18 protein-coding genes are annotated in these 19,561 nt (G+C 71.7%); 10 read left to right on the top strand and 8 right to left on the bottom strand.

Features of this window, described 5'->3' with window-relative positions; genetic code table 11:
- Positions 1–55: 55 nt before the first annotated feature.
- Positions 56–343: a hypothetical protein gene (locus ACIBKY_RS42855; protein ID WP_397106303.1), complete on the bottom strand. Its 288-nt coding sequence runs from the start codon at positions 341–343 to the stop codon at positions 56–58.
- A gap of 133 nt (positions 344–476) precedes the next feature.
- Here ACIBKY_RS42855 and ACIBKY_RS42860 point away from each other — a divergent pair, with 133 nt between their 5' ends.
- From ACIBKY_RS42860 to ACIBKY_RS42870, 3 genes are read left to right on the top strand one after another with little or no spacing between them, the layout of a single operon-like run.
- Entirely contained in the window at positions 477–1,385 is a 909-nt protein-coding gene (locus ACIBKY_RS42860) for a hypothetical protein (RefSeq protein ID WP_397106305.1), read from the top strand.
- A 26-nt stretch (positions 1,386–1,411) separates the two neighbouring features.
- On the top strand, positions 1,412–2,872 hold the full coding sequence (locus ACIBKY_RS42865) for an MFS transporter (RefSeq protein ID WP_397106307.1): 1,461 nt from the start codon (positions 1,412–1,414) through the stop codon (positions 2,870–2,872).
- A complete protein-coding gene (locus tag ACIBKY_RS42870) occupies positions 2,869–3,291 on the top strand; it encodes a MarR family winged helix-turn-helix transcriptional regulator (RefSeq protein WP_397106309.1) in 423 nt (140 codons plus the stop codon). The genes ACIBKY_RS42865 and ACIBKY_RS42870 overlap by 4 nt, the downstream gene beginning before the upstream one ends.
- 5 nt (positions 3,292–3,296) lie before the next feature.
- Here ACIBKY_RS42870 and ACIBKY_RS42875 read toward each other — a convergent pair whose 3' ends face one another.
- The 3 genes from ACIBKY_RS42875 to ACIBKY_RS42885 all read right to left on the bottom strand — a co-directional run bounded on the left by ACIBKY_RS42875 (position 3,297) and on the right by ACIBKY_RS42885 (position 6,998).
- A complete protein-coding gene (locus ACIBKY_RS42875) occupies positions 3,297–4,934 on the bottom strand; it encodes a hypothetical protein (RefSeq protein WP_397106310.1) in 1,638 nt (545 codons plus the stop codon).
- A gap of 133 nt (positions 4,935–5,067) precedes the next feature.
- On the bottom strand, positions 5,068–5,850 hold the full coding sequence (locus tag ACIBKY_RS42880) for a class II aldolase/adducin family protein (protein ID WP_397106312.1): 783 nt from the start codon (positions 5,848–5,850) through the stop codon (positions 5,068–5,070).
- On the bottom strand, positions 5,847–6,998 hold the full coding sequence (locus ACIBKY_RS42885; RefSeq protein WP_397106314.1) for a lactate 2-monooxygenase: 1,152 nt from the start codon (positions 6,996–6,998) through the stop codon (positions 5,847–5,849). The genes ACIBKY_RS42880 and ACIBKY_RS42885 overlap by 4 nt, the downstream gene beginning before the upstream one ends.
- Before the next feature lie 89 nt (positions 6,999–7,087).
- On the opposite strand from ACIBKY_RS42885, the gene ACIBKY_RS42890 reads away from it, so the two are divergent.
- Positions 7,088–8,161 carry a PucR family transcriptional regulator gene (locus tag ACIBKY_RS42890; RefSeq protein ID WP_397106316.1) on the top strand — a complete coding sequence of 358 codons (1,074 nt, stop codon included), beginning with the start codon at positions 7,088–7,090 and terminating at the stop codon, positions 8,159–8,161.
- Between the two features lie 109 nt (positions 8,162–8,270).
- Here the strand turns inward: ACIBKY_RS42890 and ACIBKY_RS42895 are convergent, their stop codons facing one another.
- Entirely contained in the window at positions 8,271–9,002 is a 732-nt protein-coding gene (locus tag ACIBKY_RS42895; RefSeq protein WP_397106318.1) for a peptidylprolyl isomerase, read from the bottom strand.
- Positions 9,003–9,140: 138 nt separating this feature from the next.
- On the opposite strand from ACIBKY_RS42895, the gene alaS reads away from it, so the two are divergent.
- From alaS to ACIBKY_RS42915, 4 genes are all read left to right on the top strand, one after another.
- Positions 9,141–11,696, top strand: coding sequence for an alanine--tRNA ligase (alaS, locus tag ACIBKY_RS42900; RefSeq protein WP_397106320.1), 2,556 nt, complete (start codon positions 9,141–9,143; stop codon positions 11,694–11,696).
- Between the two features lie 63 nt (positions 11,697–11,759).
- Entirely contained in the window at positions 11,760–12,155 is a 396-nt protein-coding gene (locus tag ACIBKY_RS42905) for a DUF1801 domain-containing protein (RefSeq protein ID WP_397106322.1), read from the top strand.
- A 79-nt stretch (positions 12,156–12,234) separates the two neighbouring features.
- The gene (locus tag ACIBKY_RS42910) at positions 12,235–13,707 is read left to right on the top strand and encodes an MFS transporter (RefSeq protein WP_397106324.1); all 1,473 of its coding nucleotides are present in this window, start codon (positions 12,235–12,237) and stop codon (positions 13,705–13,707) included.
- A gap of 93 nt (positions 13,708–13,800) precedes the next feature.
- Positions 13,801–14,439 carry a YoaK family protein gene (locus ACIBKY_RS42915; protein WP_397106326.1) on the top strand — a complete coding sequence of 213 codons (639 nt, stop codon included), beginning with the start codon at positions 13,801–13,803 and terminating at the stop codon, positions 14,437–14,439.
- Here ACIBKY_RS42915 and ACIBKY_RS42920 read toward each other — a convergent pair.
- On the bottom strand, positions 14,428–15,243 hold the full coding sequence (locus ACIBKY_RS42920) for an SAM-dependent methyltransferase (RefSeq protein ID WP_397106328.1): 816 nt from the start codon (positions 15,241–15,243) through the stop codon (positions 14,428–14,430). The two genes, ACIBKY_RS42915 and ACIBKY_RS42920, sit on opposite strands and share 12 nt — an antisense overlap.
- A 57-nt stretch (positions 15,244–15,300) precedes the next feature.
- Between ACIBKY_RS42920 and ACIBKY_RS42925 the strand changes: the two genes are divergently transcribed.
- Positions 15,301–16,605, top strand: a complete 1,305-nt coding sequence (locus ACIBKY_RS42925; protein WP_397106330.1) for an FAD-binding oxidoreductase — start codon at positions 15,301–15,303, stop codon at positions 16,603–16,605.
- On the opposite strand, the gene ACIBKY_RS42930 is transcribed toward ACIBKY_RS42925, so the two are convergent.
- A complete protein-coding gene (locus tag ACIBKY_RS42930; RefSeq protein ID WP_397106332.1) occupies positions 16,602–17,750 on the bottom strand; it encodes an MFS transporter in 1,149 nt (382 codons plus the stop codon). The two genes, ACIBKY_RS42925 and ACIBKY_RS42930, sit on opposite strands and share 4 nt — an antisense overlap.
- A gap of 58 nt (positions 17,751–17,808) precedes the next feature.
- Between ACIBKY_RS42930 and ACIBKY_RS42935 the strand changes: the two genes are divergently transcribed.
- Positions 17,809–18,822, top strand: coding sequence for an ROK family transcriptional regulator (locus ACIBKY_RS42935; protein ID WP_397106334.1), 1,014 nt, complete (start codon positions 17,809–17,811; stop codon positions 18,820–18,822).
- Here ACIBKY_RS42935 and ACIBKY_RS42940 read toward each other — a convergent pair.
- Positions 18,819–19,514 carry a TetR/AcrR family transcriptional regulator gene (locus ACIBKY_RS42940; RefSeq protein WP_397106336.1) on the bottom strand — a complete coding sequence of 232 codons (696 nt, stop codon included), beginning with the start codon at positions 19,512–19,514 and terminating at the stop codon, positions 18,819–18,821. The genes ACIBKY_RS42935 and ACIBKY_RS42940 overlap by 4 nt on opposite strands.
- Positions 19,515–19,561 lie beyond the last annotated feature (47 nt).

Raw genomic sequence — 19,561 nt, forward strand, 5'->3', positions numbered from 1 at the left:
TGGGCGTCCGCGGGGGTGAGGAGGAGCAGAGGCGCCAGGTGGGCGAGTTTGAGGGTCATGGGCGGCTCTGTCCGGGGTTGATGCAGCTTGCCCAGCCGTTGCCGACCTTCTCGCCGGTGTCGCGCCAGGTGCTCCGGTAGAAGTTGTGGATGTTGTTGTCGACGTGGTCGTAGGTGAAGTCGATCCGGCCCTGGCGCCATCCCCAGCTCATGTACTTGCTGTAGTCCTTCTTGTCGCAGTCGTTCGGGAAGGGCCAGTTCGGGTCGGCCTGTACCGGGCTGGTGAGGATGGCCAGGGTTCCGGCGGCCATGAGGGCGGCTACGAGGGCGCTTCTTACGCGCATGGTGGATGTCTCCTGTTCGGTTCGCCTGTGTGGCTGATGTCAGCCAAGCCGCCCCGACCGGGTGTCCAACAGCGCCGCGGACGGACTCGGCCGTTCCCGGACACGTTCGGCGATCGCTCGTACACTTTCTGTCGTGGTCGATAGGGGTGGGCTGGATTCGGTGATCAGCCACGAGGACCTGGCGAGGCTGCTGGCCGAGGAGTTCGCGCGGGCCGATGTGTCGCTCAGGGAGCTTGAGACGCGGGCCGAGCGGGCGGGCGGGGCGCGGCTGCCGCGTACGACCTGCGCGGACATGCTGGCCGGTCGGCGCTTTCCCAAGAAGGCGGTCATGGTGGCCTTCCTGCGGGGGTGCCGTGTTCCCGATGATCAGGTTCCGGCTTGGGAGCGGGCGTGGGATCGGGTGCGGATCGGTCGGCTGCCCGCGGGGGGCAAGGAGGAGGAGGCGCCTCCGGCCGCCGGACGGCGCTGGTGGTGGGTCGGGCTGTCGGCTCTGGTGGCGGTGGCCGCCATCGGCCCCTGGTTGATGGCGCGGGGGGAGGCGCCCGACCGGGCGGTGCGCCCTGCCCAGGTCGTCAGCGACGACGGGCGGGCGTTTCCGCGCGGCGGGTCGAGCCGGTTCACGGTGGCCGTCGACCCCGCCAACACCGGTGTACGCCTGACCCGCCGCCTGGACGTGGGCGTGGGCCTGCAACATGCGACGATCACCGTCAACGGGAGTCCGGCGGGCCAATGGCGGCCGTTGCTCGAGGACGGCGTCTACAAGTGGCGCAACCAGGTCATCATCATCCCTCCGCACCTGACGGCGGGACAGCGTTCGCTCACCGTGGTCAACACGTCGGTGTCCGCCTCGGGCTACAACGAGTTCCTCTACACGGTGGAGCACCGGGTCGGCGGCGCCTGGTCGGTCGCCGACACGGTCGACGTCGGTCGCGACCATGCCGCCAGCGAGGCCGCGCATGACTACCGGGTCGTGGGGGAGGACTGGGCGGATGTCCAGACCTTCGCCTATCCGCCCCGGAAGGAAGACTGGAACGTCCGATAGGTTAGTTATGCGAATATAATCGTTCTATGACTATAACGAGTCAGCGACCCGGGCTGAGCTCACGGCGGCGGATGCTCGTGCTGGCCATCTGCTGTACGAGCCTGTTCATCGTCGGCCTCGACAACACGATCGTGAACATCGCGCTGCCCTCCATCCGGCGCGACCTGCACGCTTCCCTCTCCGGCCTGCAGTGGATCATCGACGCGTACACGGTGGTGCTGGCGAGCCTGCTCATGCTGGCCGGTTCGACGGGTGACCGGATCGGGCGGCGCCGTACGTTCCAGATGGGGCTGGTGCTGTTCACGCTCGGCTCGCTGATGTGCTCGCTCGCGCCGAGCCTCGGCTGGCTGATCGCGGCGCGGGCGCTGCAGGCGGTCGGGGGTTCCATGCTCAACCCGGTCGCCATGTCGATCATCACGAACACGTTCACCGAGCCGCGCGAGCGGGCGCGGGCCATCGGGGTGTGGGGTGGCGTGATCGGGGTCAGCATGGCGCTGGGGCCGCTGGTCGGGGGCTCGCTGGTGGGGACGGTCGGGTGGCGGGCGATCTTCTGGATCAACATCCCGGTGGGGCTGGCGGTGTTCGTGCTGTGCGCGCGGTTCGTGCCGGAGTCGCGCGCGCCGCGGCCGCGCCGGGTGGACCCGGTCGGGCAGGTGCTGGTCATCGTGTCGCTGGCCGTCCTGACGTTCACGCTCATCGAAGCTCCGGCGCTCGGGTGGGGGTCGCCGTGGACGGTCGGCGGGTTCGCGGTCGCGGGGCTGGCGCTCGTTCTTCTGGTGCCGTACGAGCTGCGCCGTGCCGAACCCCTGATCGAGCTGCGCTTCTTCCGCAGTGCGCCGTTCACCGGGGCCACGGTGACCGCGGTGTGCGGGTTCGCCGCCTTCGGCGGGTTCCTGTTCGTCAACACGCTCTATCTCCAGGATGTGCTGGGGCTGTCCGCCCTGCACGCCGGGCTCTACACGCTGCCCATGGCCGGGTTGACGCTGGTCTGCTCGCCGCTGTCGGGGCGGATCGTCGCGAACGCCGGTCCCCGGGTGCCGCTGCTGCTGGCCGGAACCACCATGGCGGCCAGCGGGCTGATCATGACGGGGCTCACGGCGGAGACGCCGACCTGGCGGCTCATGGCCGCGTACGTGTTGTTCGGGCTGGGGTTCGGCATGCTGAACGCGCCGATCACCAACACCGCCGTGTCCGGCATGCCGCGCACCCAGGCCGGGGTGGCCGCGGCCGTGGCCTCGACCAGCCGCCAGATCGGTCAGTCGCTCGGCGTCGCGATCATCGGCTCGCTGGTGACCTCGGCGGTGGTGGGGTCGTTCGCCACCGGGTTCCCCTCGGCCAGCCGCGTCGGATGGTGGATCGTCGCAGGCTGCGGGCTCGCCATCGCGCTGCTCGGTATTCTGACCACGACCGGCTGGGCTCGCCGGAGCGCCGCCCGTACCGCGGAACGGCTTGCCCCAGCTCCCGACAGAACGGCGGACGCCTCATGAGCGACACCCTCGACCAGGAGGCGGTGACCCGTGTGTGGACCACCATGTACGACATCGTCCTGCGGCAGGAGGACCGCCGCAAAGAGGTGGCCGAGACGCTGGGCGTGAGCTTCTTCCGGGTCAAGGCGCTACGCCGCCTGCTGTCCGGGCCGATGACCATGCGGGAGCTGACCGCCGAGCTGTCGACGGACAAGCCGTACACGACCCTGATGGTGGACGACCTGGAGGAACGCGGCTACGTGACCCGCAGCGTCTCCCCCGACGACCGCCGTATCAAGATCGTCACCCTGACTCCGGAGGGCACGGCCGCCGCCGAGGCCGCCGAGCGCATCCTGGCCCGCCCGCCCCGTTCCCTGCTCGCCCTGGACCCCGACGACCTGGCCAGCCTCGACCGCATCCTGACCAGCCTGCGCACCTGAGCCGGTCAGCGCCAGGTGATCTTCTCGGTGGAGCGGCCGGGGTAGACGACGATCAGGTGTTCCTCGCCGGGGGCGTCGGGGTCGAGGTCGTCCCAGGGCAACTCGCGGGCGTACACGCGCATCCGGTACTTCCCCGGCCCGGTCACGGCCAGGTTCGGCAGCGGGCCGATCGCGCCGCTGTCGCCCCACTCCGGGTAGGGCGGCACCACCAACCGTCCGGTCCGGCTGGCGATCCCCACCTCGACCACCTTGTCCCAGCCCTTGAGGCGCAGCGGCGGAGCCTTCTTGAACGCCTTGACCGTGAGGCACATCGGCTCGTTCCCGCCGAACGTCATGATGGACGCGCTGGTGCCAACAGCTTCGATGAAGCCGTCCTCGGCGGCCCTGAAGAAGTCGGCGCCCTCGCCGGAGACCTCGTCCCGGTCGTCGAAGACGGCGTAGCCGCCGCCCTCGAACAGCAGGTACCCGGAGGTGCCCTGCCGGACAGCCCGCTGCCGGCGCCACGGGTCGGAGCAGCGCGCGTTCGTCTTGGCCAGGTAAGCCTTCCACTCGGCCTGTTCACGCTCGCGGACACGGTCGTACTCAGCCTGTACGCGCGCTTCGTCGGCCTTCTGCCGGGCGAGGATGCCCGGGCACAGGAACTCCAGGGCGGCGGCGAGCTCCGGCGGCTCGGCCGAGCCGCCCACGGCCTCGAGGTGGTCCCCGCGCTCCTTGGCGGTGGGTAAGGCGCACAGGTCGGCGCCGTGCGCCAGGACGCGCTGGTCAGGCTGGTCCTCGGGGAACATGGGCGCCCTGACGGCGTTCTCCTCGCTCCTGGCCAGGCACAGGAACGCGTCGCGCGGGTCGGCGTAGGCGGGGCAGGTCTCCCGCGCGGCGGTGAAGCTGAACCGGGCGCTCTCCTCGGAGCCGACCAAGAGGACCGGCAGGGCGAGCAGGAACGCGACGTACGCCCTCGGCGCGCGGGCGGCGGCGGGTCCCGCGGCGGCGTCGGGACGGGCGAGTTCCTGCGCGGTCCGCGCCATCCACACCGTGAAGAAGACGCCGAGCGCGTTGAACAGGGTCACCAGGCCGCTGAAGTACAGCTCCCCGAGGGCGTCGTTGAGGATGATCAGGGGGAAGATCAGCCGGGGGAGGAGGCTGAGCTGCCCGATGCCGATCGTGGCGGCGCTCCAGCGACCGTCCCGGACCTGCCCGATGAGGATCATCACCGTCAAGGCGGAGCCCGCCACCGCAAGCAGGACGGTGCCCACCGGGGGCAGGCGGCCGAAGAAATCCGACACGAGGCCGGCCAGGCTGAGCGCGACGGCCACCACCCGGAACCACGCCGGGACCCCCGAGATCACGCGGAACAGCAGGATCACCGTGGCGACCCACAGAGCCGAACTCCCGAAGTCCGCCACGGGGTCGGACAGGATGTCGACGAGTTCCCAGAGCAGCAGGTCTCCGGCGATCCCCGCATAGAGCAGGCGCCGCAGCCAGGCCACGACCGGCGGCAGGCGTTCCGCCCGGGGCAGCGCCGGTCCGCGCAGCACCTGCCACAACATCCAGGCATGGAGCCCGCTGTACACGAGAACCACCAGCGTGTGGCGGTCTCTGAGGCCGAAGCCCCAGAACGAGCCCAGATCCCAGTCGTCGCCGGACACGACGGAGCCCGCCAGGACGACGGCCCCGGCGACCAGGTAGAGGGCGGCGATGACGGCGGCCGTCCGGCCGAAGCGGTAGCGGCCGACGGCGGCCCGGAGGCGAGCGACGATGTGGTGATCTTATTGGGAAATATCAGTTGAAAAGGTCGGGCTCGGTGCGGATGATCTGCTCGTAAAGCGGCTGGAAGTTGAGCCAGCCGACGAAGTCGTTGCCGATCTGGCCGTGGGTGAGCTTGGCCTGGTCGTGGTCGATCCGCACAGTCGGGCCCGCGGCCTTCGCCAGCAACTGCGCCTGGCACGAGCGCTCCATCGTGATGAACCACCAGGCGGCGGCGTCCACCGAGTCGCCCACGGTCAGCAGGCCGTGGTTGCGCAGGATGACGGCCTTGTGGGAGCCGAGCGCCGTCGCGATCCTGCGGCCTTCCTCGGTCTCCACGACGACGCCGGTGTAGTCGTCGAACAGGCCGTGGTCCTCGTAGAAGGCGCAGGCGTCCTGGGTGAGCGGTTCCAGCATGGCGCCGAGTGAGGACAGGGCCTTGCCGTACACGGAATGTGAGTGCGCGGCGGCCACGGCGTCGGGGCGGGCCTGGTGGACCATCGCGTGGATGGCGAACGCGGCCTGGTTGACGTGGTGGCGGCCGTGGACGACCTGGCCCTCGTGGTTGACCAGGATGAGGTCGCTGACCTTGATGTGCTTGAAGCTCATGCCGAACGGGTTGACCCAGAAATGGTCGGTGTGCTCGGGGTCGCGGGCGGTGATGTGCCCGGCGACGCCCTCCTCGAAGCCGAAGCGGCCGAACAGCCGCAGCGCGGCGACCAGGCGCTCCTGGCGGTGGCGCCGCTCGTCGGCCACGTCGTCGAACTTCGCCGGCATGGGGAAGGACAACTGGTCGGTGGGGATGGGCTCCAGGTTCATCGTTCCTCCAGGATCGACGGGTCGAGTTCGGCCGGGGTGCGGAAGCCGGCCAGGCCGAGGGTGAGGTCGAGGTCGGCGAGCAGCGCGCGCACGACGTGCCGCACGCCGTCCTCGCCGCCGCACGCCAGCCCCCAGACGTAAGGGCGGCCAAGGAGTACGGCCCGCGCCCCGAGGGCGAGCGCCTTGACCATGTCCGCCCCGGTCCGGATGCCGGAGTCGAACAACACGGTCAGCCGGTCCCCGGCCGCCGCGACGACCCCGGGCAGCGCGTCGAGCGAGCCGAGCGCGCCGTCCACCTGGCGGCCGCCGTGGTTGGAGACGACGACGCCGTCCATGCCCGCGTCGGCGGCGCGACGGGCGTCGTCCGGATGCTGGATGCCCTTGAGGACGATCGGCCCGTCCCAGTTGTCACGCAGCAGCGGGAGCTGGTCCCAGGTGTGGGCGCGGCCGTTGAACATGGGCGCCCACGTCATGATCGCGGCGTTGAGGTCCTCCTCGACCGGCCGCTCCAGCCGGGACCGGAAGACCGGGTCGGACAGCGGGATCGCGAGCCCGGTCCCGCGCAGGAACGGCAGGTAGGCGCGGTCGAGGTCGTTGGGCCGCCAGGCCAGCGTGAAGGTGTCGAGGGTGACCACGAGCGTGTCGTAGCCGTTCTTGCGGGCCCGTTCCAGCAGGCTGAGCGTGACCTCGTCGTCGTGCGGCCAGTAGAGCTGGTACCAGCGCGGCCCGCCCGCCTCGGCCACCTCCTCCAGCGTGTGCGAGGAGGCGGTGCTCAGGATGGTCGGCAGCCCCAGCGAGGCGGCGGCGCGAGCGGTCGCCAGTTCACCGTGCGGGTGCACAATCGACTGCACGCCGATCGGTGCCAGGGCGAGCGGCGCGGGATAGGTACGGCCGAACAGTTCGGTGCTCAGGTCGCGCTCGGTGGTCTCGCGCAGCATCCTGGGCACGATCGCGCGCCGCAGGAACGCCGCCCGGTTGGCCGCGTCGGTCTCGCCGCTGCCGGCCGAGCCGGCCACGTACCAGTAGGGGCCCTCCTCCAGCAGGCTGCGGGCGGCCTCCTGGAGCTTGGCCGGGTCCACCGAGTACGGCGGGAGCGCGCCGGTCAGGCCGTTGAGGTAGATCTCGAGCTGGAAGTCGGAGTAGGCCACCAGGCCAGCCTGTCTCGCGGATCACCGGCGGGCAACGTTCACCGGTCGCGAATCCGGTTCGGCAGATTGTGTCGTGGCACAATGAGCGGGTGGATCCCAGGTTCGCGGCGCTGAGCGCGCGGTTGCTGGAGCGGGTGGACGAACTGGGCGGCGAGCTGGCAAGGCGGGTGCGCGCCGCGGAGGCCGAACTGGCCGTGGTGCCGCCGGACGACCTGGCCGCGGTCTGCGCCGGGCAGTTGCGGCTTTCGCTCACGCACCTGTCGGGCGGCGCGGGGATCTCGACCGCCTCCACCGAGGCCAACGCCCGCCGCCGCGCCGAGCGGGGAGTGCCGCTGGCCGCGCTGCTGCACAGCTACCGGGTGGGCACCCAGTTCCTGTGGGAGAGCTTCGTCGCCGAGGCGGGCGACGACGAGCACGCGATCCTCATCGCCAGCGCGAGCGAGATGTGGCTCGGGCTCGACCTCATGTCGGAGGCCATCCGGACCGCCTACCGCGAGGTGGAGGCCGAGCGCGACCAGCGGGCCAGGCGGGATCGGGACGTGCTCTTCGACGCCCTGCTGGGCACCGATCCGGTGCGGATCCGGCAGAGCGCCGACGCGCTCGGGCTGCCGCATCGCGGACGCTTCCACGTGATCGCCGCCGAGGTCACCGCGGGGATGCCGGTCGCCGCGGTGTGGCGGCACCTGCCGACGGAGCGGCTGGCCGTACTGCCGCTGCCGGAGAACGCGGCGTTTCCCGCGTTGACGGGAGGACGCTACGGGGTGAGCCCCGCCTACGAGCAGATCTCGCAGACCGCGGCGGCGCTGCGGCTGGCCAGGCTGGCGCTGGCGGCGGGCGCCGAAGGCGTCTCCCACTACGGCGACCGCCCGGTGGCCACCCTGGTGGCCAGCAGTCTGGAGACCGCCGACGACCTGGCCCACAGGGTGCTCGGCAGGCTGCTCGACCTGCCCGCCGACGACCGGGACGCCCTGCTGGCCACCGCCTACACGTGGTTCGCGGAGGGTGGCTCGACGGTGCGTACCGCGCAGGCGCTCTTCTGCCACCGCAACACCGTCCGCTACCGGCTGGGCCGGGTGAAGGAGCTCACCGGCCGCTCGGTCGACCACCCGCGGCAGGCGGCCGAGCTCTTCCTGGCCCTGGAGACCGTCTACGTCCGCAGATAGGCGGCGAACGGCTCCCGCACCTCGGCCGGCGTGACGTGGGGGAGATGGACGATCCTGTTCCCCACGGTGGGGCCGTGGCGCGGCGGCCCCACCGGGCGGGAGTCCGACGTCAGCGGCGGCTGATCCGCGCGTCCCTTATGTCGGCGGGCAGGACCGGCTTGCCGTCCACGGGCGGTGTCGGGCCGTCCGGGGTGGGCTGGATGCCACCGGCCGCGATCCGGTCGAGGGCGGCCAGGCCGGGGCCGTCGACGGTGCCGAAGACCGTGTAGTTGGGCGCCAGCCCGGAGTCGCCGATGACCAGGAAGAACTGGCTGCCGTTGGTGTTGGGCCCGGCGTTGGCCATGGCCAGCAGGCCGCGCGCGTACGTCTTGCGCACGCCCGTCGGGTCGCCCGGCCACGGCGGCAGGTCGGTCGGCAACTCGTCCTTGTACTTGTAGCCGGGTCCGCCCTCTCCGGTGAAGCTCGGGTCGCCGCACTGCAGCACCTTCAGCCGGTCGTAGGCGGTCAGGCGGTGGCAGGAGGTGCGGTCGTAGAAGCGGTGCCTGATCAGGTGCACGAAGCTCTGGACAGTGCACGGCGCCTTGACCGGGTCGAGCCTGAGGCGGATGTCGCCGTGGTTGGTCTCCAGGACGGCGGAGACCGGCCGGGTGGGGGTGCGGCGCGGGTCCGGCGGTAGGTGCACCCAGCGGGCCGGCGGCTCGTCGGGCGTCTGGGTGTAGGCGCACGGGCCCTTGGTCGTCTTCGGCGGCCGGTCGGCCGAGACAGCCGAGGCGGGGGTGGCTACGAGCGCGACCAGCGAGCCCGTCGCCGCTGCGGTTAAGGCGAGTCGTGCCAGCGACATCTGTCCTCCACAGGGGTTGTCAACGGATCAACCCTAGGACGTCAAGGCATGGGCGTCGACAGCCGGAAAACCAGAGGAGTTCCCGGCTCCGCATTGCTACCTTCGGCGGAAATCAGCGAGCGAAAAAGGAGAGCGAAAATGCCGATGACCGCCGACCGGCTCAGGTCAGCGTTCCTGGACTATTTCACCGCGCGCGCCCACGAGCGCCGGTCGTCGGCAGGTCTCATCCCGGCACACGCGGCCGCCCCGCTCTTCGTCAACGCGGGCATGGTGCCCTTCCTGCCGTATTTCCTGGGCGAGGAACGGCCCGGCTTCACCCGGGTGACCACCGCGCAGAAATGCGTGCGGGTCCGCGGCAAGCACGACGACATCGACGTGATCGGCATCAGCCGGCGCCATCTCACGTTCTTCGAGATGCTCGGCAATTTCAGCTTCGGCGACTATTTTAAGCGCACGGCCATCGAATACGGGTGGGATTTCCTCACCGAGGTGCTCGGCATCGATCCCGACCGGCTGTGGGTGACCGTGCACGAGAGCGACGGCGAGGCGGCCGAGCTGTGGCGGGAGATCGCGGGAGTGCCCTTCGCGCGGATCCAGCGGCTCACCGGCGACAACTTCTGGGAGATGGGGCCCACCGGACCCTGCGGGCCCTCTTCTGAGATCTTCTACGACATGGGCGCCGAGCTCGGGCCCGACGGCGGGCCCGCGCACGGTGGCGAGGACCGGTTCGTGGAGATCTGGAACCTCGTCTTCATGACCTACAACCGGCTTGAAGACGGCTCCCTGCGGCCCTTGCCGCAGGTCAACATCGACACGGGCGCGGGCCTGGAGCGCATCCTGCCGATCCTCCAGGGCACCTCGTCGGTGTTCGAGACCGATGTGGCGCAGCGGTTGATCTCGGTGGCCGAGGAGGCGTGCGGCCGGCCGTACGGGATGGATGAGGGGCGTGACGTCAGCCTGCGCATCGTCGCCGACCACGCGCGGTCGATGACGTTTCTGCTGGCCGACGGCGTCGTCCCGAGCAACGGGGAGCGCGGGTACGTGCTGCGCCGCATCATCAGGCGGGCGGCCCTGCACGCGCGCCGGGCCGGGGCGCGCTCCGGCGTGCTGCCGCGGATGGCGGGAGCGGTCGCGCAGGTCATGGGCCAGGGGTATCCGGAGCTCGCCGGTACGATCGAGCAGGTCCAGGAGACGCTGGAGCGTGAGGAGCACCGCTTCCACGAGACGCTCACCCAGGGGCTCGGGTTGCTCGACGGCCTGGCCGGGCGGGAGGGGATCTCCGGCGAGGTCGCCTTCCTGCTGCACGACACCCACGGCTTCCCGATCGAGCTCACCAGAGAGGTCGCGGCCGAGCGCGGGCTGGCTCTGGACGAGGACGGCTTCGCCGCGGCCATGGAACGCCGGCGGGCCGGCCCGAGGGTCGTGAAGGCCGTGACCACGAGCGGCACCGGCCGGGAGGTCCTGGACGAGTCCGGCACCACGGAGTTCCTGGGCTACGAGGTCACCGAGGCCGACGCCACCCTGCTGCGCGTCACCGCGACCGAGCGGGGCCGCGCCGAGCTGTACGCCGACGCCACCCCCTTCTACCCCGAGGGCGGCGGCCAGATCGGCGACACCGGCCAGGTCCGCGGACCGACCGGGCAGGGCCGGGTGCTCGACACCGACGCGCCCGTCCCCGGCGTGATCCGCCACCTGGTCGAGGTGGAGGAGGGCACGTTGGAGCCGGGCCAGCGGGTACGCCTGGAGGTCGACCGGGACCGGCGCGCGGCGCTGCGGCGCAGCCACACCGGCACCCATCTGCTGCACTGGGCGCTCAACAAGGTCGTCGGCGGGCACGTGCGGCAGCAGGGCTCGCTGGTCGCCCCCGACCACCTGCGCTTCGACTTCAACCACCACGCGCCGCTCACCGACGACCAGATCCACGAGGTCGAGGCGCTGATCGCGGCCGAGGTCCTCGGCAACCATCCGGTCGAGGTCACCCGGGCCGGCTACGACGAGGCCAGGCGCGCGGGCGCGATCTCCTTCTTCGGCGAGAAGTACGGCGACGTGGTGCGCGTGGTCAAGGCCGGTGAGCACTCCATGGAGTTGTGCGGCGGCACCCACGTCTCCCGGCTGGGCGACATCGGCCAGGTGCTCATCACCGCCGAGTCGTCCATCGGCGCCAACCTGCGGCGCGTGGAGGCGCGGGTGGGCCTGGCGGCGTTCGAGGAGGTCCGCGGGCAGCGCGCGCTGCTGCGTACGGCCGCGCGGCTGCTCAAGAGCGAGCCGGGCGAGGTGCCGGACGGCATCGAGCGGCTGCGGGAGTCCGCGCGCGGCGCCGAGCGCGAGCGCAGGCGGCTGGCGGCCGAGCTGGACGGGGAGCTGGCCGCGGCGATGGCGCGCGGGGCGGAGGGCGGCGTCGTGGTGCGCCGGTGTGACGGGCGCGACCAGGCGGCGCTGCGGCACCTGGCCGGCGAGGTCCTGGCGGCCGGCGTCCGCGCGGTGGGCCTGGTCGGCTCGCCCGACGGCAGGACGGTCGCGCTCTCGGTCGACCTGGCCGAGGGCGGTTCCGGCGCGCCGGAGATCGCCCGGCGGGCGGCCGGGGCGGTGGGCGGCGGCGCGGGCGGCAAGGACCCGCGCCGCGCGGTGGCCGGTGGGCGTGACGTCTCCGGTGTCGAGCGGGCGCTGGCGATCCTGCGCGAAGAGCTTGCCTGAAGCATGTCGAGAACAGGGCGTCGGCTTCTACGTCCCGGGTGAAGACGTACATGAGGAGGAACGATGTCCTACACCCGTGACCCGCGAGTCGACGCCTACATCGACGCCCTGCCCGAGTGGCAGCAGGCGATCTGCCAGGAGGTGCGCGACCTCGCCCACGCCGCCGACCCCGAGCTGGGCGAGACGGTCAAGCGCACCGTCCTGCCGTACTTCGTGCTGCGGGGCAACGTCTGCGCGCTGCTGGCGGCCAAGAACCACGTCAACGTGTTCCTGTACGACGGCGCGATCGTGCCCGACCCCGAAGGCATCATCACCGCGGGCCACGGCAACAAGACCGCCAGGATGATCTCGGTACGGCAGGGCGAGCCGATCAACAGGCCCGCCCTGCTGGCCATGCTCCGGCAGATCATCGCCAACAACCGGGCCGGAGGCTGGCGCAAGATCAAGGCCCAAGGCTGACGCCTGTTGCGCACACCGTTCTCCATGGGTACAGTGTTCTCATACGGGAACGACGTACTTCGCAGCTGGAGGCAACCCCATGGACGCCCGCAATCCCCGCAGGTGGCTCATCCTCATCGTGTTGTGCCTGAGCACACTCGTGCTGGTCATCGACAACATGGTCCTCACGGTGGCCATCCCGCCGCTGGCCGTCGACCTCGGCGCCACCGCGCAGGACGCCCAGTGGATCCTGGACTCCTACATCCTGGTCTTCGCCGGCCTGCTGCTCACCGCGGGCAGCCTGTCCGACCGGTTCGGCCGCCGCCGGGTGATGATCATCGGACTGGCCCTGTTCGGGTTGTCCTCCCTGGCCGCCACCTTCGCGACCGACCCGGGCACGCTGATCGCCGCCCGCGCCGTCATGGGCATCGGCGGCGCGCTCATCATGCCGAGCACGCTGTCCATCCTGATCGTCGTCTTCGACGAGGAAGAGCGGCGCAAGGCCATGGGCGCCTGGTCGGCCGTGGCCATGCTCGGCCTGGTCGGCGGCCCCGTCCTGGGCGGCGCGCTGATCGCCTGGTTCTGGTGGGGCGCGGTCTTCCTCATCAACGTCCCCATCGCCGCCATCGCCATCGTCGCCGCGCTCGTCCTCATGCCCGAGTCCCGCGGCCCGGCCACCAAGGCCGACCCGCTCGGCGCGATCCTGTCGGCCGTCGGCATGGTCACCCTGGTCTGGACCATCATCGACCTCCCGCACGGCCTCAACTGGGTCAGCCTCGTGACCTCCGTCGTCTCGCTCGCCGCCTTCGTGGTGTGGGAGCTGCGCACGCCGTACCCGATGGTCCCGCTCGCTCTGTTCCGCAACCGCACCTTCTCCGGCGCCAGCTTCTCCCTCACGCTCGTCCAGGTCGGCAACGGCGGGCTGCTGCTCGTGCTGACCCAGTTCCTGCAGTACGTGCTCGGCTACACGCCCACCGAGGCCGGTATGGCCTTCATCCCGATGGCCATCGCCTCGCTGGTGTTCAACGGGCTCGGCGCCGGGCTGGGCGCCAAGATCGGCAACCGGCCGCTCATCGCGGGCGGCATGCTGGTCATGGCGGGTGGCTTCGTCCTGCTCGCCTCCCTGGGCACCGGTTCCGGGTTCGTGCTGACGGCCGTGGCGCTGTTCGTCCTGGGCGCCGGTGGCGGGCTGGCCATGCCGGCCGCGATCGCCGCGCTGATGGGCACCGTCCCGCCGGAGCAGGCCGGCGTCGGCTCCGCGCTCAACGACACCATCCAGCAGGCCGGCGCCGCGCTCGGCATCGCCGTCCTGGGCAGCATCCTCACCTCCGGCTACACCGGCGCGCTGCCCGCCGGCGCCCCCGCCGAGGCCAAGAGCTCCATCGGCGACGCCCTGGCCCTCGGCGACGCCGGTCTGGCCACCGCCGCCAGGGACGCCTTCACCACCGCGATGTCCAGCGCCTTCACGCTGAGCGCGATCGGCGTCGCGGCGGCCGCCCTGCTCGCCGTCCTGGTCATCAGAGACCGCAAGCCCGCTGCCGCCCCCGATCGGGAGCTGACCCTCACCCACTGAGACGAACGCCCATGACCCCGGCCTCGACCAGGCCGGGGTCAAACGCGTGTCGGGGGGCGGGCGGGCGGCGGCGCGGGGTTAGCCTGCGGTGCGATGAAGAGTGCCGCCGCCTGGCTCCTTCCCGGCGAGGAGCGCGGAGTCCTGCCCGCCATGCTCGTCGTCCTCACCGTGGTGACGGGGATCGTGGACTCGGTCAGCTTTCTCGGCCTGGGCAACGTGTTCGTGGCCAACATGACGGGCAACGTGGTGTTCGTCGGGTTCGCGCTGGCGGGGGTCACGGAGCCGAGCCTGTGGGCCTCGCCGCTGGCCATCGCGTCGTTCGCGCTCGGGGCGTGGGCGACGGGGCGGGTGGCGCGCAGGGTGTCGTTCGCGGCGTTCACGCTGGTGCATCTCGGACTGCTCGTCGCGGCCGTTCTCGTGCTGGCCGGGCCCGGGGCGGAGGCGGTGGTGATCGTCCTGCTGGCGCTGGGCATGGGCATCCAGAACGCCTCCGTACGCCACACCGGCATCCCGGATATGACCACCACGGTGCTGACCACCACGCTGACCGGCCTGGTCGCCGACTCCCCGGGAACCGCCAACCGGCGGCGGGCGGCCTCGATCCTGGCCATGTTCACCGGCGCGCTGATCGGCGGGTTCCTTCACCTGCGCGTGGGTGACGCCGCCGCGCTCGCGGTCGCCGCCGTCCTGCTCGCCGCCGTGAGCGTGGTGCTGGTGCGGCTATCCGGCTGAGGGCAGGCGGGCCACGGCGCCGAGCAGGCCAGGCTTGCCGAAGTCGGGTTTGTGCTCCTCCCACTCGGCACGCCAGGCGTCGACCGGGACCACGCCGGGATCCAGCAGGTCGAGGCCGTCGAAGTAGGAGCCGAACGTGTCGGCGCCGCGCGGGACCACGGAGCCCGTCGAGGACGCCCGGTAGACGGCCTGCCCGGCGCGGACGGTCTCGGTGGCCAGGTCACCGGCGTAGCCGTGCGACATGGCGAGATAGCTGCCGGCCGCCATCGACGCGCGCAGACGGCTGACGATCGAGGCCGCCTCCAGGTCGGAAGGGACGAAGTGCAGGATCGCGAACAGCAGCATCGCGACCGGCCGGTCGAAGTCGATGTGGGCGCGGATCTCCGGATGGCCGGTGATCGTCTCGGGCCGCCGGAGGTCGGCGTCGACGACGATGGTCCGCGTGTTGTCGGCCAGCAGGGCGCGCGCGTGGGTGAGGACGATGGGGTCGTTGTCCACATAGGCGATGCGGCAGTCGGGGGCGGCGCCGAGCGCGACCTCGTGCACGTTCCGCTGCGTGGGCAGACCGGCGCCGATGTCGACGAACTGCCGTACCCCCGCCTCGACCAGCACGCGGACCACCCGGATGAGGAAGTCGCGGTTGGCGCGGGCGATCTCGGTGATTTCGGGGACCAGCCGCACGATCTTCTCGGCGGCCTGGCGGTCGGCGGCGAAGTTGTCCTTCCCGCCGAGGAAATAGTCGTACATTCGCGCGACGCTCGGCGTGTGTGGATCGATGCCCGGGACGTGCTCGCCAGCCGACATGGGTAAATCTTAGGTCCAGACGGTCACTATTACCCCGCTGGTTACGTCATAGAGACTATGAAGAGCAATCTGCGTGACGTGATCAAGGGCCGGGTGCTGCTCCCCGGCGACGAGGACTTCGACGAGGCCCGCAAGCCCTGGAACTCCGCAGTGGATCAGCCGGTCGCCGCGGTGGCGCACGCCGCCGACGCCGAAGACGTCGCCTCCCTGGTACGGCATGCCGCCCAGGCCGGTCTGACCATCGCCACCCAGCCGAGCGGCCACGGCGCCTCCGGCAACACCGACGGCGTGATCCTCCTGCGCACCGCCGCGCTCGACCGGGTGGAGATCGACCCGGAGCGCCGCCTGGCCCGCGTGGGCGCGGGCGCGCGATGGGGCCAGGTGCAGGGGGCGGCGGGCGAGTACGGCCTGACCGGCCTCGCGGGCAGCATGCCGCTGGTCAGCGTCACCGGCTACACGCTCGGCGGCGGCCTCAGCTGGTTCGGCAGGAAGTACGGCCTGGCCAGCGACGCCGTCCTGGCCTTCGACGTGGTGTCCGCCGACGGCGTGCCCGCCCGGGTCACCGCCGACTCCGACCAGGACCTGTTCTGGGCGCTGCGCGGCGGTGGCGGCGACTTCGCGCTGGTCACGGCGGTCGAGTTCGCGCTCTACCCGGAGCCGGAGCTCTACGGCGGCAGCATGATGTGGCCGGACGAGCGCGCGCCCGAGGTGTTCGCGGCCCTGCGCGAGGTCGTGACCTACGCGCCGGACGAGCTGTCGATCTGGCTGAACCGGGTGCAGTTCCCCTCGGCGCCGCCCATGGCCGGGATCAGCACCGCCTTCCTGGGCTCGGCGGAGGAGGGGCGGCGGCTGCTGCGCAGGTTCGAGGAGATCGGCGGGATGCTGTCGGACAGCCGGGGGCCGCTGCCGACCGCGGAGCTGGGCTCCATCACCAACGAGCCGACGAACCCGTCGCCCGGCGTCTCGCGGGGCGAGCTGCTGACCGGGCTCGACGACGAGGCCGTGGCGATCCTGCTCGCCGAGCCGATCGACCCGCTGATCAACGTTCAGGTCAGGCAGCTGGGCGGGGCACTGGCCAGGGGCGGGGAAGGCGCGAGTGGCGGGGTGGCGGAGCCGTACCTGCTCTATCTGCTCGGTCTGGCGATCGATCCGCAGCTCTCCGCGGCGTCGCGGGACAAGCAGGAGCGCCTCGTGGCGGCGCTGGGCGAGCGGGTGCCGGGGCGCAAGCCGTTCACCTTCGTGGCGTCGGGGGAGAGCGCGGCGGCGGCGTTCTCCGCGCAGACGCTCCAGCGGCTGCGGGCGATCAAGCGGGCCCGCGACCCCGAGGGCGTCTTCCGCTCCAACTTCCCCGTGCTCGGCTAGGACGGGCACGGCTCCCGCGCGGGGGCGGGGCGCAGCGCGCCGGCCAGGACGCCCATGAGGAGCACGACCACGATGATCAGGGCGAAGGCCGCGGGATAGGACAGGACATCCGCGGCCCCGCCGATGACGGCGGGCGCGATCAGGCTGGACAGGTAGGTGATCGTGGTCACGCCGGCCACGCCCTCGCCCGGCGAGCTTCCGGTACGGCCGGCCGCCGCGTAGGCCAGCGGCGCGCTGACCGCGACCCCGATCCCGATCAGCGCGAAGCCCGCGGCGCACACCCAGGTCGTCCGCCCGGCCACGACCAGGACTCCGCCCACGGCGGCGACGACCCCGCCCGCGCGCACGACGCCGACCGCGCCGAACCGGCCGACGATCCGGTCGCCGAGCAGCCGGGTCCCGGCCATGAAGAGCATGAAGACCGTGTAGGTGGCGGCCGCGGCGGCGGGTGCGGCGGCGGCGACCTGGGTGACGTAGACGGCGGCCCAGTTGGCGGAGGCGCCCTCGGCGAAGGTGCCGCAGAAGCCGACCAGCCCGATCGCCGCGATGGCCCGCGTCGGCAGCGCGAACCTGCGCGGCGCCGGTTCGCCGGCGGCGGCGGGTTCGTCGGCCAGCAGTCCGCGTCCGGCGACCGTGCTCAGTCCGAGCAGCAGCACGGCGACCGCCGCCAGATGCAGCCGGGCGTCGATGCCCAGGTGGGCGGCGAGCACGCCGAGCCCGCCCGCGGCGAGGCTGCCGACGCTCCACAGGCCGTGCAGCCCGGCGATGATGGAGCGGCCGAGCCTGCGCTCCAGGACGACGGCGTGCGCGTTCATGACCACGTCGCTGGTGCCCGCGGCGGCGCCGAGCAGCAGAAACGCCCCGAACAGCCATGCGGGCCCCGGCGCGACCACAGGCGCCAGGACCAGCACACACCACAGCGCGATGAGGATGCGCGTGGCCCGCCGCCCGCCGATCCGGTACGCCAACCGGCCGGCCATCGGCATCCCGATGAAGGCCCCGATGGGCTGACAGAGCAGAACCAGCCCGAGCATGCCGGGAGTGAGCGCGAAGTGGTCCTGCAGCCAGGGGATCCGCGTGGACAGGCTGCCCGCGACGGCCCCGTGGGTGGCGAACACGAGAGCGATGGCGCGATGGTTGGTCACAGACGAAAATTAACAGTTAGCCTTCCTGATGAAAAGAGCGCGTGGCTATCATGGGCCCGTGAAGACCGCGACCCCGGCCATGGCGCGCGCCATCAACGATCGGCTCGCCCTCGACCTGCTGCTCGAACGCGGCCCGCTGACCGCGCCACAGCTGCGCGAGATCACCGGCCTGTCCCGGCCCACGGTCTCCGACCTGGTCGAACGGCTGCGCTCCGCCGGACTGATCGAGGTCACCGGGGAGTCGGGCGAAGACCGGCGCGGGCCGAACGCCCGGGTCTACGGGCTGGTGGCCGATCGCGCGCACGTCGCCGGGGTGGACATCCGCTGGACCGGGCTGCGCGTGACCGTGGCCGACCTGACCGGGCGTGAGGTCGGCACCGCCGTACGGGAGCCCTCTGAAGATCTGTACGAGGCGATCACCGGAGCGGTCGCGCAGGCCGCGGGCGGGCGGCGGCTGCAGGCGGTCGTGATCGGCTCGCCCGGCCTCGTGCATCCGGAGACCAGCGCGCTGACCAGCGACTACCGCGTGCGCGGCTGGCATCCCGGCCTGCTCGGCGAGCTACGGCGGAGCCTGGGCGTCCAGGTCGTCCTGGAGAACGAGACCAACCTGGCGGCCATCGCCGAACACCGGCAGGGCTCGGCCCGCGGCGTCGCCGACTTCGTGCTCATGTGGCTGGACGACGGCGTCGGCGGCGCGATCGTCCTGGGCGGCAAGCTGCGCAGGGGCATGTCCGGTGGCGCCGGCGAGATCGGCACGCTCGACCTGGGCATGCACGATCCCACCCTCTGCCGTGCGGTCGAGGCCGCGCTGGAGGACGGCACCGCTCTGGCCGAGCGCATCGCGAGGGGCGTGTTCGCGATCGTCGCCGTGCTCGACCCCGGGCTGGTCGTGCTCGGCGGGCGCATCGGCCGGGAGGGCGGCGAGGAGCTGGCCGCGCTGGTCGAGGAGCAGGTCGCGCTGCGCTCGCCGGCGCCCACGCGGGTGCGGCCGAGCACGGTCGAGGGCAACGCCGTCCTGCAGGGCGCCGTGCTGACCGCGCTGGACCTGGCCCGCGACGAGGTGTTCGGCTAGCGGAAGCCGAGCTTTTCGCCCATCTCGCGCAGGCACTCCTCGTAGACCGGGGTCAGGTCGGTGAAGGCGAAGTCGAGCTGGTGAAGGACCTCCATGCACAGCAGGCCGTACAGGCGGATCCAGCAGGACAGGAAGACGTGCGCGGCCTCGGGCGGCAGCGCGCCGCCGATGGCGGCCGAGTAGGCGCGTAGCTGCTCCCGCAGGGAAGGTGGCAGGTCGGCCAGGTCGGGCACGGGGAAGGGCCTGGTCCGCCACAACTCCGCGATCAGGCCGCTGAAGACCAGTTCGAAGCGGTGGGCGGCCTGGTACCTGGGTGATTCCGGCAGCTGGTTGGGCGGGCTCGGCGGGCTGGCGAAGATCCAGCCGAACTCGGCCGGGTGCGCGATCGCCCACGCGCGCATGGCGCGGCACGTCTCCAGGATGCGCGTCTCCAGCCGTTCGCCCGCGTGCCGGTCGCGGGCGGCCTCCATCACCTCGGCCATCTCGCGCAAGAAGCCCGCGGTCACGGCGCCGACCAGCTCGTCGTGGCCGGAGTAGTAGTGGTAGAGCGCGGGGCCGCTCATCCCCACCTCCCTGGCGACGGCGTTGATCGTGACCGCGCCCGATCCCTGTTCGACCAGCAGCCGCCGCGCCGCCGCGTGAATCTCGGCCAGCGTCGCCTGCCGGAGTCTGTCTCGCCTTGTCGTTCCCACGTTGACATCCTAGAGCATCTATGTTTGCTTAATAGCTCTAAGGTAGC

It is taken from the genome of Nonomuraea sp. NPDC050394, assembly GCF_044459065.1.
Taxonomy (GTDB): domain Bacteria; phylum Actinomycetota; class Actinomycetes; order Streptosporangiales; family Streptosporangiaceae; genus Nonomuraea.